General features: G+C 74.2%; 12 protein-coding genes. 2 read left to right on the plus strand and 10 right to left on the minus strand.

The annotated features are described in order from the left end of the window. Positions 1-2 precede the first annotated feature (2 nt). Positions 3-848, minus strand: coding sequence for a MurR/RpiR family transcriptional regulator (locus tag NMK34_RS06440; protein WP_318332616.1), 846 nt, complete (start codon positions 846-848; stop codon positions 3-5). Positions 849-962: 114 nt separating this feature from the next. On the opposite strand from NMK34_RS06440, the gene NMK34_RS06445 reads away from it, so the two are divergent. Continuing rightward, on the plus strand, positions 963-2,165 hold the full coding sequence (locus NMK34_RS06445) for a hypothetical protein (protein WP_318332617.1): 1,203 nt from the start codon (positions 963-965) through the stop codon (positions 2,163-2,165). Between the two features lie 4 nt (positions 2,166-2,169). Here the strand turns inward: NMK34_RS06445 and NMK34_RS06450 are convergent, their stop codons facing one another. Genes NMK34_RS06450 through NMK34_RS06480 form a run of 7 tightly spaced genes read right to left on the minus strand, consistent with a single transcriptional unit; the run spans position 2,170 to position 10,155 of the window. Continuing rightward, positions 2,170-3,849 (minus strand): glycosyltransferase family 39 protein, encoded by a 1,680-nt coding sequence (locus NMK34_RS06450; RefSeq protein WP_318332618.1) that lies wholly within the window; start codon positions 3,847-3,849, stop codon positions 2,170-2,172. 54 nt (positions 3,850-3,903) lie between these two features. After that, a complete protein-coding gene (locus NMK34_RS06455; RefSeq protein WP_318332619.1) occupies positions 3,904-4,779 on the minus strand; it encodes a glycosyltransferase in 876 nt (291 codons plus the stop codon). Beyond that, positions 4,779-5,696 carry a glycosyltransferase family 2 protein gene (locus tag NMK34_RS06460; RefSeq protein WP_318332620.1) on the minus strand — a complete coding sequence of 306 codons (918 nt, stop codon included), beginning with the start codon at positions 5,694-5,696 and terminating at the stop codon, positions 4,779-4,781. Before NMK34_RS06460 ends, NMK34_RS06455 begins: the two co-directional genes overlap by 1 nt. Continuing rightward, positions 5,693-7,027, minus strand: a complete 1,335-nt coding sequence (locus NMK34_RS06465) for a hypothetical protein (protein ID WP_318332621.1) — start codon at positions 7,025-7,027, stop codon at positions 5,693-5,695. Before NMK34_RS06465 ends, NMK34_RS06460 begins: the two co-directional genes overlap by 4 nt. Continuing rightward, entirely contained in the window at positions 7,014-8,108 is a 1,095-nt protein-coding gene (locus NMK34_RS06470; RefSeq protein ID WP_318332622.1) for a glycosyltransferase family 4 protein, read from the minus strand. The genes NMK34_RS06465 and NMK34_RS06470 overlap by 14 nt, the downstream gene beginning before the upstream one ends. Next, positions 8,105-8,956 (minus strand): glycosyltransferase family 2 protein, encoded by an 852-nt coding sequence (locus NMK34_RS06475; RefSeq protein ID WP_318332623.1) that lies wholly within the window; start codon positions 8,954-8,956, stop codon positions 8,105-8,107. Before NMK34_RS06475 ends, NMK34_RS06470 begins: the two co-directional genes overlap by 4 nt. Before the next feature lie 2 nt (positions 8,957-8,958). Next, positions 8,959-10,155, minus strand: a complete 1,197-nt coding sequence (locus NMK34_RS06480; protein ID WP_262014852.1) for a hypothetical protein — start codon at positions 10,153-10,155, stop codon at positions 8,959-8,961. 173 nt (positions 10,156-10,328) lie between these two features. On the opposite strand from NMK34_RS06480, the gene NMK34_RS06485 reads away from it, so the two are divergent. Beyond that, complete coding sequence (locus NMK34_RS06485; RefSeq protein WP_318332624.1) at positions 10,329-11,090, plus strand: lipopolysaccharide biosynthesis protein; 762 nt, start codon at positions 10,329-10,331, stop codon at positions 11,088-11,090. On the opposite strand, the gene NMK34_RS06490 is transcribed toward NMK34_RS06485, so the two are convergent. Both NMK34_RS06490 and rfbA read right to left on the minus strand, forming a co-directional pair. Then, positions 11,036-11,644, minus strand: a complete 609-nt coding sequence (locus tag NMK34_RS06490; protein WP_318332625.1) for a dTDP-4-dehydrorhamnose 3,5-epimerase family protein — start codon at positions 11,642-11,644, stop codon at positions 11,036-11,038. The two genes, NMK34_RS06485 and NMK34_RS06490, sit on opposite strands and share 55 nt — an antisense overlap. Then, positions 11,641-12,528 (minus strand): glucose-1-phosphate thymidylyltransferase RfbA, encoded by an 888-nt coding sequence (rfbA, locus tag NMK34_RS06495; protein ID WP_318332626.1) that lies wholly within the window; start codon positions 12,526-12,528, stop codon positions 11,641-11,643. Before rfbA ends, NMK34_RS06490 begins: the two co-directional genes overlap by 4 nt. Positions 12,529-12,552: the final 24 nt, after the last annotated feature.

Below are 12,552 nucleotides of genomic sequence, written 5' to 3' on the forward strand. Positions count from 1 at the left end.
TCTCAGCCGAGGAACAACTGGCGGCGGGCGGCGGACGACTCGAATGCCTCGAGCCGGTTCTGGGTCTCGGCCGGTGCGGCGTCGCAGATCGCCTGGAGCACCACCATGGCCAGCGTCATCGGGGCGGTGTGCAGGTCGAAGACCAGGTCGGCGCCGACGGCGGCGGGCAGCACCACCTCGGCGTGCTCGGTGGCCGGGCTCACCGGCGAGTCGGTGATCGCCACGACGGTCAGGCCGGCGTCCCGGGCCTCGCGCAGCGCGTCCAGGGTCTCCCGGGGGTAGCGGGGCAGCACGAACGCGAGCATCGCCGTCGCGCCGGCCGCTGCCGCCTGGTCCAGGCGGTCGACGAGCATGCTGCCGCCGTCGTCGAGCACCCGCACGTCCGGGTGCACCTTGGCGGCGAAGTACGCGAAGTACGCGGCCAGCGGCGCGGCGGCGCGCAGCCCGAGCACCGGCAGCGGACGGCTGGCCGCGAGCAGCTTCCCCACCTCGGCGACCCGCTCGGCGTCGGCGAGCTGCGCGGCGAGCCGGTCGAGATTGTCCCGCTCGGCGTGCACCGCCCGTTGCAGGGCGTTGCCGGCGGCCGGTCCGGCCGACCCGGTGACAGTCAGTTCCCGCAGGCGGCGGCGCAGCGCGGGGTAGCCGTCGTGCCCGAGTGCCATGGCGAACCGGGTCACCGACGGCTGGCTGACACCTGCCAGCTCGGCCACCTCGGCGGCGGACAGGTACGCCGCCGCGCCCGCGTGCCGCACCAGGCAGTGGGCGATGCGGCGCTGGGTCGGGGTGAGCCGTACGCCGTGGAAGAGGTCGAGCAGGCGGTCGGGGGCGGCCGCACTGCTTTCATTCACCCCGCGACTCTATGCATGAAAACTTTCAGAGCGCAAGAGTGGCCCGACCGCAGGGAGATCCGGTGAGCGTGCTCTCTGTACTATCCGCACGGCGGGTGAGCAGAGGAGTGGGGCATGCAGCCGGAAGGTCCGTACAGGTTCACCGAGGTGCTGGGCGAGTGCCAGGTCGGCAGGGCCTGGGCCGCGCTCGACGGGCAGGACCGCGCGCTCACCGTGGCGGTCCTGGACGGCGCCGCCGCCGGTGACCAGCGCTGGCGCGAGGCGTTCACGAACGCGGCGAACGTGCTGGCCCAGACGCCCGGCGGCCACCGGTACGTGAACTCCGACTTCGCCGCCGGTCAGCCCTGGGTGGCGTATCCGTCCGACGAGGACGGCGCCGCCGAGCGGCTGTTCCGCAGCCTGGGCATGGATTATCAGCGCACCGCCACCGGCGAGATGCTCCCGCCGCCCCCGCCGGTGTCCGCGCCACCGCAGCAGGTCTCGTCGCCGCCGCAGTTGCCGTGGAGCCCGCAGCCGTGGGCGATGACGCCGCAGCAGCCGGTCTCCGGTGCGCCCGTCTCGTCCGGTGCGCCCGTGTCACCGGGCATGCCGGTGTCGCCGGGCATGCCGGTGCCGACGATCCCGGCCCAGGCCACCGCCCCGGATCCGCTCGTGCCGACCGGCGGTCCCCGGATCGCCCCGGTCGCACGCCCGTCGAAGAGCCGTACCGGCCTGTGGATCGGTGGCGTGGTCATGGCGGCGGTGCTCGCCGGCGGCGCCGGTCTGCTGGCCGGGCGGTCGCTCGCCGACGGCGGCGAACCGTCCACTCCGGCTGCCAGCGCCTCCCCGGCGCTCTACGAGGCCACCCAGCAGTCGCTGAACAAGGCGAAGTTCGACGCCACGCTCATGCCGATCGCCGAGCCGTGGCTCGACGGGGTGGGCGGCTGCGCGATCAACACCGAGAAGAGCGGGCCCGGGCTGGCCGCCGGCGAGAAGCAGCACGTCTTCTGCCGCTACCTGGGCGTGTCGCTGCACTTCGCCGAGTACGAGTCGGCCGAGAAGAAGGAGGCGGCGCGCGCCTTCCGCCAGCAGATGGGCATCATCGGCCGGGCGCTCGCGCCGGGCATGCGGGAGGCCGGTCCGGCCACCGGCGGCGTCAGCGGGGCGCAGGGCAGCTACGTCGAGTACGCCGGCAACGGCCAGGACGGCCGCCCGGTCTGCGGCATCTGGTGGGGCCGCGACGACGACACCAGCGCGATCTACATGGAGACGCCCTGCGGCGCCGGCCTCGGCGGCAACTGGGACGCGCTGCGCGACCTCTGGCAGCGCCACAGCTAGGCGGCTAACGGACGGCGGCGCCGTTCGGCGGCGGCACCAGGCAGACGTCGCTGCCCTTGGTGACGCCCGCGGCCAGGTCGAAGCGGACCACGCGCGCCCCGCTGAACTGCCGCTCGGTGACCGCCACGCCGCTGCCGCCGAGCCGGACGATGACGTCCCGGTTCGCCCCGTCGGCCCAGTCGGTGGCCTGGAACAGCCAGACCCGGGACCGTCCGGGCAGCAGCGCCGACACGGTCCGCCCCGGGCAGCCGCCGGGGCCGGCCGCTACCACGTAGGCGTCCGCCGCCGGGCCGTACCAGGCCTGGGCGTTCCACGACACGGTGCTGGCCAGCACCAGGTCACCCGGTCGGCGCTTGTCGTCCAGGTAGCCCAGCGCGCCCCGGTAGTCGACAGCGTTGGCGCCGCCGCCCTGGGCGAAGGCCCGTGCCGGATGCACAGTCGCCACCACGGCGGTCGCCAGCTGCGGAACGGCGAGCGCGAGCACCAGCACCACGCCGACCATCCACCTGATCCGGGCGGGCAGGCCGGCCCGCATCGGCGGCGGCGCGACGGCGAGCGCGGCGAGCAGCAGGCAGGCGGGCACCGCGTAGAGCGCCAGCCGGCCGTTGAACGGGTAGACCGACACGGCCGCACCGGCCAGCCCGGCCGCCAGCGGCGTGAGCAGCACCAGCACCGCCACCGTGGAGAGCCGGCGCAGCCCGGCGGCCGTGCCCAGCACCAGCAGCGGTACGACGACCCACGCCGACCAGGCCACGAACGGCACCGTGGCGAGACTCCGGTAAGTCGCCGCGAGCCATTCCACAGTGGCGGCCAGGTCGGTGAGCGGGTGCGCCGGGTAGATCGACTTCGCCCGCCAGTACGCGGCGAGCTGCGGATCGGCGAGCCCCGGTGCCAGGAACAGCACGTACACCACGAGCGCCACCACGGCCCAGGCCGGCGCCGGGGCGAGGAACCGGCCCAGATCGCCCCACCTGGTCGCCCGGGGGAGGCCCGGGCGGGACAGCGCGTACCCGGCCAGCAGCACGCCGAGCGCGCCGGTGACCGGAATGGACAGTGTGCTGACGAACGCCATGACCGCCGCGGCCGACCAGAACACCGCCGACCCGGCCCAGGTGACGCCGTCCCGGACGAGCAGCAGCGCCAGCCCGACCACGAGCGTGACGCCGAACGCCTCGGCGCTGTACTGCTTCAGCTCGTTGGAGTAGCCGATCAGGAACGGCGCGACGGCGACCAGCAGCAGCGCCGCCAGCGCGGCGAGCGGTGGCAGGAGCCGCCGGCCGAGCCAGGCCACGAGCGGCAGCAGCGCCAGCCCGAACAGCAGCGGCACCAGCCGCAGCGCCCGCTCACCGTCGCCGAACTGCGCGAACGCCAACCGTTCCAGCCACAGCCAGCCGGGCGGCGCGGACTGGCTGAACGCCAGCGGCCGCAACAGATCCAGGTAGCCGCGCTCCCGGATGTTGTGCGCCACGTACAGCTCGTCGCTCCAGAAGCTGCGCGCGTATGCCCACTGCCGGATCCGCAGCACGGCGCCCAGCGCGACCAGCAGGCCCGCGACGGACCAGTACGGTGACCGGCTCAGCCGGGCCCACGCGACGGCGACGTACGCCACCGGCGTGCCCGGCCGCGACGGCGCCGGTGTCGCGGGCGCCATCGAGGGGGAGAAGGCCGGGCGTGTCACGGACACGGCGAGACGGTATCAAAACGTCTTTCACGTCAGCGGCCCCGCGACCGGCTCCGATCACTCCCCGGCGCGGTCCGGAGCGGGAGGCAGGTCTGGAGTGGACGACAGGTCCGGAGTGGACGGAACCGACGGCACCGCCGTACCGACCAGACCGGCGGCCCGGCGGTGCCGACGCGCGGGACGCGGCAGGCCGACCAGGAACTCCGGGTACAGCCCGAAGAACGTCCGGGCGCTGCGCAGCTCCAGCGTGTGCGCCCGGGACCAGCGCACCGAGTTCGTCGCGCGAGCCCAGTGGTGGGTCCACCGCACGTCACCCAGCACCGCCACCGGCATCCCGTGCCGCCAGGCGCGCAGCCCCAGCTCGTGGTCCTCGTAGTAGAGGAAGAACCGCTCATTCCACCCACCCAGCTCGATGACGTCGGCCGTACGGCCGGCCACCGCCGCGCCCATCACCCAGGCGACGTGGCGCGTCTCGCCGGGCGCGGCCACCAGCCGGTACGCGGCGTGCAGCCGGGACAGCGGCCACACCTTCCGGTTGCCGAGCTTCGCCGTCGCGTACGGGAAGCCGCGCCCGTTGGCCTGCGCCGTGCCGTCGGTGCCGAGCAGTTGCGGCGCGACCAGTCCGCCGTGCGTGTCCAGGTGCCGGGCCAGCGCGTCCAGGTCGTCCGGGCGTACCTCCAGGTCCGGGTTGGCGAACAGCACGTACCGGCCGGTCGCCTCGCGCAACGCGACGTTGTTGGCGCGGGAGAAACCGACGTTCTCCGGCAGCCGGATCACCCGCGCGCCCAGCTCCTCGGCGACCGCCGCCGAGTCGTCGGCCGAGGCGTTGTCGACCACCAGCCACTCGTACGGCTTCGGGCCGCGCCAGCAGCGGCGCAGCGTGTCCGCCGAGTGGTAGGTGACCGTCACCACTGTCCACGGCTGTGCCGTCATCACGCCCTCCGAGCGGTCAGGTAGCCGAGCAGCGACACGAACCCGAACCGCCGCCCGGTCCAGCGGCGGCGGGCCGCCGGCCCTTCGGCCAGCCCGCGTCCGACGCCGCGCAGGAACGGGCGCAGCAGGCCCTGCCGGACCCGCCGGGCGGCCAGCGCGAGGTGCGCGAGCGCCAGCACCGGCACCGCCACGAGCAGCAGCGGCCAGGTGAACGTGCGGGACGCGACCAGCAGCCGGTTGCGGGCCAGCAGGAACGCCCGGAACCCCTGCAACCGGCCGTCGCCGTCCACGCTGTGCCCGCCCGCGTGCGGCAGCACCACGTCCAGCCCGCGCGTGCGCAGCCCGGAGGCGTAGAGCCGGAACGCCAGGTCGGCGTCCTCGCCCCAGGCGAACAGGTGTTCGTCGAAGCCGCCGAAGCGCCGGTACAGCGCGGCCGGGAAGACCGCCGCGCCGCCGGACGGGCCGAGCGGGGCACGACTCGCCGTGGACCGCCTGTCGATGAACAGCGACACCGGGTTCAGGTCGATGCCCACGTACTCGCCGCCGTGCATGGCGAGGCCGACAGCGAGCGGGGCGTCCGGGCCGGCGGCGACGGCGGCGCAGATCCGGGCCAGCGCGTCGTCCGGCAGCCACACGTCCGGGTTCAGCAGCAGCAGGTGGCTCGTGGCGACCGTCGCCGCCCCCCGGTTGCAGCCGGCCGCGAAACCCGGATTCGTGGAGTCGGGCAGGTACGCGTACCGGTCGGCCGGCAGGTTCCCGGCGATCACCTCGGCGCATCCGTCGGACGGCCAGTTGTCCGCGAAGACGAACCGGATCGGCAGGTCACCCGCGCTGCGTACCCAGGTCGGCAACGTCTCGGCGAGCATGCCGGCGGACCGGTAGAGGACGGTGACCACGGTGAGCCCGTCGAACGTCATGCCGTGCTCCTGCCCAGCCGGTACAGCACCCAGAGGCCGGGCACGAGGCTCAGCCAGGTCGGATGGATCAGCGGATACAGCTCGTAGACGCCGAACAGCGCGAAGTAGACGACGAACGCCCGCGCCAGTTGCCCGGCCGGCGCGCGGGAGAACTCGAACCACCGTTCGGTCGCGCCCACCGCCAGCCCCAGCGCCGCCAGGAAGAACACCGCGCCCAGTGGGCCGTAGTCGAGCAGCGGGATGGCCACGAACGTGGCCGTGTTCATCAGGTACGGCTGGCTGAGCTGGGACGTCAGCCCGTACAGGTCCGCCTTGCCGACGATCGGCTCGACCCGGGAGCCGAGGAACGTCAACGAGTACGTGCCGTACCGGGGTTCCAGGTGCTCCCGCTGCGACCACACCCGCCCGAACGTCTCGGTGGACGAACTCAGCGACAGGTCGAGCGATCCGGCGCTGCTGGTCAGCGCGTTGCTGCCGTAGCGGGCCCGGAACTCGGTCTCGAACGCGCCGGTGCCGGCCATGGTGCGCTGCCCGCCGAGGAACACCGCCGCGCCGAGCGCCACCGCGCCGATCAGCAGCACCACCGGTGTCCGCGCGGCCAGGAACGACGCGGCCCGCCCCCGGGTACGCCGGACCGACAGCGCCGCGATCAGCGCGGGCGCGATGCCCACCAGCACCGAGTTCTTGCTCGCGCCGAGCGCCGCGCCGACGGTGAAGACAGCGGTGAGCGCGTAGTAGACGGGCAGCGCCCGGCCGCGCGCGGACAACGCACGCAGCAGCGAGACGGCCATGCCGAGCGTCCACGCCTCGGACAGCAGCCCGATGACCAGGTTCGACTGTTCGCGCAGCACCTGCCGGGCGGCGTCCGGGTTGTCGGCGAGCAGCGGCGGCACCGTTCCCCGGAACCGGATCGCCGCGGTCACCACCGCGATGCCGAGCAGCACGGACAGGTACGTCAGCAGGCGCCGCTCGGACGGCCAGGACAGCGCCGGACGGGTGCGGTCGCCGTCCTCGTCCCGCCTGTCAATCAGCCGCCGGCCCACCGCCCAGGCCAGCAGGAAGACGGTGACGTAACCGGCGAGCACCGGCAGCACCCCGCGACCGGCCCACGAGTCGTACGGGCCCGGCAGCACCCGTACGGCGAGCAGCGCGGCGGTCCAGACGGCGGCGCAGGCGGCGAGCGCCCACATCCGCAGGCGCGCGGCGAACAGCGTGCCGGCCGCCAGCGCGAGCGCGACGGCGACCCCGGCGTCGAGCGTGGCCAGCAGCAGGGCCGCGCCCAGCGCGAACGGGATCCCGACCGACCAGAGGCGTCGCTCAGCGGGTGTCACGGGCGACCGTCCGGTACAGGTCGTGCCAGTCGTCCACGCATCCGTCGAACGAGTGCCGGTCCGCGTACTGCCGGGCCAGCTCGCGCCGCCGCTCGTCCCACGCGGCCGGGTCGGTGGCCGTACGCACGGCGGCGGCCAGCGCCTGCGGCGTCAGCTCCGCCCGGTACGCGAGCACGCCGTCACCGGCGGCTGTCACCTCGGTCAGGCCGCCCGCGCCGGAGTGCACCACCGGTACGCCGAGCGACATCGCCTCCAGCGCGCTGCGCCCGAACGCCTCCACCCGGGACGGCACCAGCAGGCAGTGCAGCCGTTGCAGGAACGGCGCGGCGTCGACCCGGCCGACCAGGTGCAGGTTCGGCCGCTCCTCGACGGCGACGGTGCCCGCGCCGGCGACCAGGAACTCCACGTCCGGCAGCGCCGCCGCTACGTCCCCGAGCAGGTCGGCGCCCTTCTCCCGTTCCAGCCGGCCGAGGAAGCCCACCCGCACCGGGCCGTCCGGTGCGAGGCCACCGGTGTCGGCCACCTGCGGCCAGATGGCGGGCAGTGGGTTCGGGATCACCCGCACGTCGCGGATCCGCCCGCGTACCCGAAGCTCGTGGGCCTCGAAGCCGGAGACCGCGACCGTCGCGTGCGGCCTCAGCCGCCGGAACATCAGGTCGGTGCTGATGTTCGCCTGCACCGCGGCCTTCGCGCGTAGCGTCTCCGCCGTGTCGCGGTACTGCCAGAGGCTGTTGTGCAGCGTCACCACCAGCGGTGTGCGACGGCCCCGCACGCCCAGGCCGGCGCGGGCGTGCATCGCGGCGGAGAGCAGATGCGCGCTCACCACGTCCGGCCGCAGTTCCTCGACGAGGGCGCGGATGCCGCGCGCGTACCCCAGGTCCACCCGCTTGGCCGCGCCCAGCGGACGCCACGGCACGCCCGCGTCCCGCAACGCCGCCGCGACCTCGTCGTCCGGGGTGGCGGCGACCACGTCGACGCCGCGGGCCGCGAGCGCCGGCAGCATCTCGATCAGGAAGCGCTCGGCGCCGCCGAGCTGCCGCCGCCCCGACCCGCCGGTGGTGCAGACGAACAGCACCCTCATCGGACGCCCATGCCTTCCAGGGCTCCGCGGGCGATCGCCCGCCGCGCCGCCCCGCCGCCCACCGCCGCCCGGGCCAACACCCCCAGCGTGTACGCGGAGCAGGCCACAGTGCCCCGCCACCCGGCCAGCTCACGGCTGGCCCGGATGAACTCGCGGGTCTGCCGGCGGGAGATCTCCTCGGCGGCCCACCGGCGCTTCGCGCTCGCGTCGTCCTCGTGCGTGACCACGGCGTCCGGCAGGTACGCCAGGCGCAGCCCGAGCCGGCGCACCGCCCAGCACAGCCGCAGGTCCTCGGAGTAGAAGAACGACGACTCGTCCACGCCGCCGATCCGGTCCAGCGTCTCCCGCCGGATCGCCACGAACGGCCCGGAGAGCCAGTCACCCCGCTCGGGAGGCGCCACGATCCGCAGCCTCGGGAACACCAGGCTGAGCCCGGTGGCGTGCGCGACGCCGGTGCCCACTGTGAGGAACCGGCCGGCCGCGGTCTGGTCCCGGCCGGTCGCGTCGAGCACCTTCGGGAACGCCGCGCCCACAGCCGGGTCGTCCAGTTCGGCGGCCAGCCGCTCGATCGCGCCCGGCCGTACGAGGATGTCGTTGTTCGACAGCACCACCCGGGACCGGGTGCTGTGCCGGACGCCGAGGTTCATGCCCTTGGCGTAGCCGAGGTTCGTCTCCGAACGCACGTACCGCGCGCCGGTCTCGGCGCACATCGCCCGCAGCCTGTCGCTGATCTCGGCGGCACTGCCGTTGTCCACCACGACGGCTTCCGCATCCTCGGGCAGCGAACGGACGCAGCCGTCGGTGCGCTCGAAGTCTTCCCAGGTCAACACGACGATTGAGACGTCCACCGCTAGGCCATCCGATTGACGAGGAGGTGCGTGGACCGCTGGAGTCGCTGCCGGGTGCGCAACGCGTAGACGCCGTAGGCGACAGACGACGCGACCGCGGCGCCGAGCGCGCCGGCCCACGGGATGAGCAGAACGTACAGCACCACCGACACCGACATGGTGACCAGGGCCACGGCGGTGGTGGCCTGCTCACCGGCGCGCTTGAGCAGCGCGGCGCTCCACGTCTTGCCGGCCGACAACGCCAGCGTCCCCGGCAGCAGGAGCAGCCCGAAGATCCAGGCGTCGTGGTAGTCGGGCGCCAGCACGCCGAGCACCGCCAGGCCGATCACGGCGAGCGCGGCGATCGGCAGCGCCGACCTGACCACGTCGCGGCCGTGGTCGCCGATCGCGTCCGGGTCGCGTTCGGCCAGGATCCGTTGCGCCCGGACCACCGCGCCGGACTGCGCGAACTCCAGCGCCGCCACCGCCAGCGCGAACACGCCGAGCGCGCCCGCGCCGGCGAACCGGGCCACCAGGACCTGGCTCAGCCGGTACGTCAGCATCTGCGCGCACACCCCGACGTGCAGCCGGCCCACCGCGAGCAGGTCGGCGCGGTACTCCGTGCGCCCGGCCGTCGCCGCCGGCACCGGACCGAACCGCCGCGCCCAGCCCAGCACCGCCACGCCGAGCACCGTCGCGGTGGCGACCTGCACACCCAGCCAGAGGACGCTCCACAGGCCACCGTCGAGCCGGTGCCCCAGCCACAGCAGCCCGTACCCGGCCACCAGCACCGCGCCGCCGAGCGCCCGCATGGTGTAGACGAACCAGAACCGCTTCAGGCGCAGGCCGAGCGAGGCGGCCGTGTTGAACACGGTGAGCGCGCAGCCCGCGCCGATGCCGACCGGGTGGCTGCCCAGCCCGGCCAGCGTGGTCAGCAGCGCCGCGGCCAGCGCGGTGAGGCCGAGCGAGACGGTGAGGATGCCGGCGATCCACAGGCGACCGCGCGACATGATCCAGCCGGCCGGGCGGGACAGCAGGAACGTGTCGACGGACAGGCCGCCGAGTGCCGCGCCCACAGTGGCGCTGACCATGTTCGCCGCGAGTTCGCCGCGTTCCGCCGCCGGCAGCGTCACCGACACCAGCGCGGCGAGCCCGGTCAGGCCCAGGGCGACCAGATAGAGACGCTCGGGGGAGACGATCCGCCGGAGTCGGCCTAACACCCGGCGCCCAGGCGCCGGCGCCGGCCACGAGCCGGCCACGCGGAATCCACTCGTCTTCCCCCGAGATGCGCGGATGTGTGCGGGCCTGTTCTACCCGACATGAGCGCCGCCGCGCAATGGACCCGGCGGGCGGGTACGCCCAGGGCTCCACGACGCCGGTAGGGTGACCGGTCGTGGACCTCGCCCACTTCCGCGACACGATCGGCAGGCGGTGGCCGATCGTGCTGGCGCTGACGCTGCTGTGCGGCGCGTTCACCGGGGTCCTCGCCGAACGCCGGCCGCCGGTCTACCGGGCCGAGACCCAGATGCTCGTCACGTTCGCCGCCGAGAAGTCGGCCGAGCCCCAGCCCCGCCCGCCGGCCGACGAGGCGGGCCGGCTGATGCAGCGGCGGGTGAAGACGTACGCCACCATGATGAACACGCCCCGGCTGACCCGCCCGGTGATCGGCTCGCTCGGACTGCCGTACACCACCGACGACCTGGCCGGCCGCGTCGTCGCCTCGTCCACTGTCGACTCGCTGGCGATCGACGTGGCGGTCACCGACCGGTCCGCCGGCACCGCCGCGGCGATCGCCGCCGCGCTCGCCGCCGAACTGCAGCGGATCGCCGAACGCGACCTGCCGCCCGCCGGGCTCGGGCTCAAGGCCCACGTCGCCGTGGTCCGGGCCGCCGCGCCGCCGCCACGTCCGGAGCCGGTGCGGTGGCAGTGGTACGCCCTCGGCGGTGCGCTCGGTGGCCTGGCCGTCGGGGCCGGCATCGCGCTGGTACTCGGCTATCGCCGGGCCGGCACTCCGGTGAGTGCGGACGTGCGGGCGCTCTGGGCGACGACGGTGCGCCGTCACCCAGCCGACGCCGTCGCGGAGCCGGCGGGTGCGCCGGGTCAGAGCGACGGCCGGGTGTCCAACGCCTCGGTGAAGGAGCGGCAGACGTCGTAGGCGGGCAGCAGGCCCGCCGCGCGCGCCTCGGCCAGGCGCGGTGCCGACGCGTCCCGCTCGGACAGCAGCGGCGTCGCCGCCGGCCAGTCGATCCCGAGGTCCGGATCGAGCGGGTGCACCGTGTGCTCACCCGCCGGGTTGTACGTGGCGGAGCAGAGGTAGCTGAGCGTCGCGTCGTCGGTGAGTGCGCAGAACCCGTGCCCCAGCCCTTCGGCCAGGTAGACGGCCCGCCGGTCGGTGTCGTCGAGGCGTACCGCCTCCCACCGGCCGTACGTCGGCGAGCCGGCCCGCACGTCCACCACCACGTCCAGCACCGCCCCGCGTACGCAGGTCACGTACTTGGCCTGGCCGGGCGGTACGTCGGCGAAGTGGATGCCGCGCACCACGTCCCGCGCCGAGACGGACAGGTTGCCCTGCGCCAGCCGCAGCGGATGCCCGACCGCCTCGGCGAGCCGGTCGAACCGGTACCACTCCAGGAACAGGCCCCGCGGGTCGCCGTGCAGGCGCGGGGTCACCTCCCAGGCACCCTCGATGCCCAGCGGACGGATCTTCACGACGCGCCCCCCGTCCCGGACCGGTCGGCGAGCAGGCCCAGCAGGTAATCGCCGTAGCCGCTGCGGGTCAGCGGATGGGCCAGCATCCGCAACCGCTCGTCGTCGATCAGCCCGGACCGCCAGGCGACCTCCTCGACGCAGCCGATCTTCATGCCCTGGCGTTCCTCGATCACCCGGACGAACTCGGCGGCCTGCATCATCGACGTGAACGTGCCGGTGTCCAGCCACGCGGTGCCCCGGTCGAGCACCGTCACCGTCAGCTCGCCCCACGACCGGTACGTCTCGTTGATCGCGGTGATCTCCAGCTCGCCCCGGGCGCTCGGGGTCAGCTTGCGGGCGATGTCGACCACCCGGTTGTCGTAGAAGTAGAGGCCCGGCACCGCGTACCGGGACCGGGGGCGGGCCGGCTTCTCCTCGATCGACAGCACCCGGCCGGCGTCGTCGAACTCGACCACGCCGTAGTCCTGCGGGTTCGCCACCGGGTACGCGAAGACCCGCCCACCGGCCGGTTCGCCGTGCTGCGCGAGCTGCCGGCCGAGCCCGACGCCGTGGAAGATGTTGTCGCCGAGGATCAGCGCCACCGACTCCTCGCCGACGAAGTCGGCGCCGAGCAGGAACGCCTGCGCGATGCCCTCCGGGCGGGGCTGCTCGGTGTACGACAGGCACAGCCCCCACTGACTGCCGTCGCCGAGCAGCCGCTCGAACTGGGCGCGGTCCTCCGGTGTGGTCACCACCAGGATGTCCCGCACACCGGCCATCACCAGGGTGGAGAGCGGGTAGTAGACCATCGGCTTGTCGAACACCGGCATCAGTTGCTTCGAGACGGCCCGGGTGATCGGCCAGAGCCGGGATCCGGTGCCACCGGCGAGAAGGATTCCGCGCACTCGCGGAGACTACCCGCGACGCCG

It is taken from the genome of Micromonospora sp. BRA006-A (genome assembly GCF_033433935.1).
Taxonomy (GTDB): Bacteria; Actinomycetota; Actinomycetes; order Mycobacteriales; family Micromonosporaceae; genus Micromonospora; species Micromonospora aurantiaca.

Coding starts and splice junctions, on each gene's coding strand:
- NMK34_RS06445 (WP_318332617.1), top strand. CDS start 963: ATGCAGCCGGAAGGTCCGTACAGGTTCACCGAGGTGCTGGGCGAGTGC.
- NMK34_RS06455 (WP_318332619.1), bottom strand. CDS start 4,779: ATGACGGCACAGCCGTGGACAGTGGTGACGGTCACCTACCACTCGGCG.
- NMK34_RS06460 (WP_318332620.1), bottom strand. CDS start 5,696: ATGACGTTCGACGGGCTCACCGTGGTCACCGTCCTCTACCGGTCCGCC.
- NMK34_RS06470 (WP_318332622.1), bottom strand. CDS start 8,108: ATGAGGGTGCTGTTCGTCTGCACCACCGGCGGGTCGGGGCGGCGGCAG.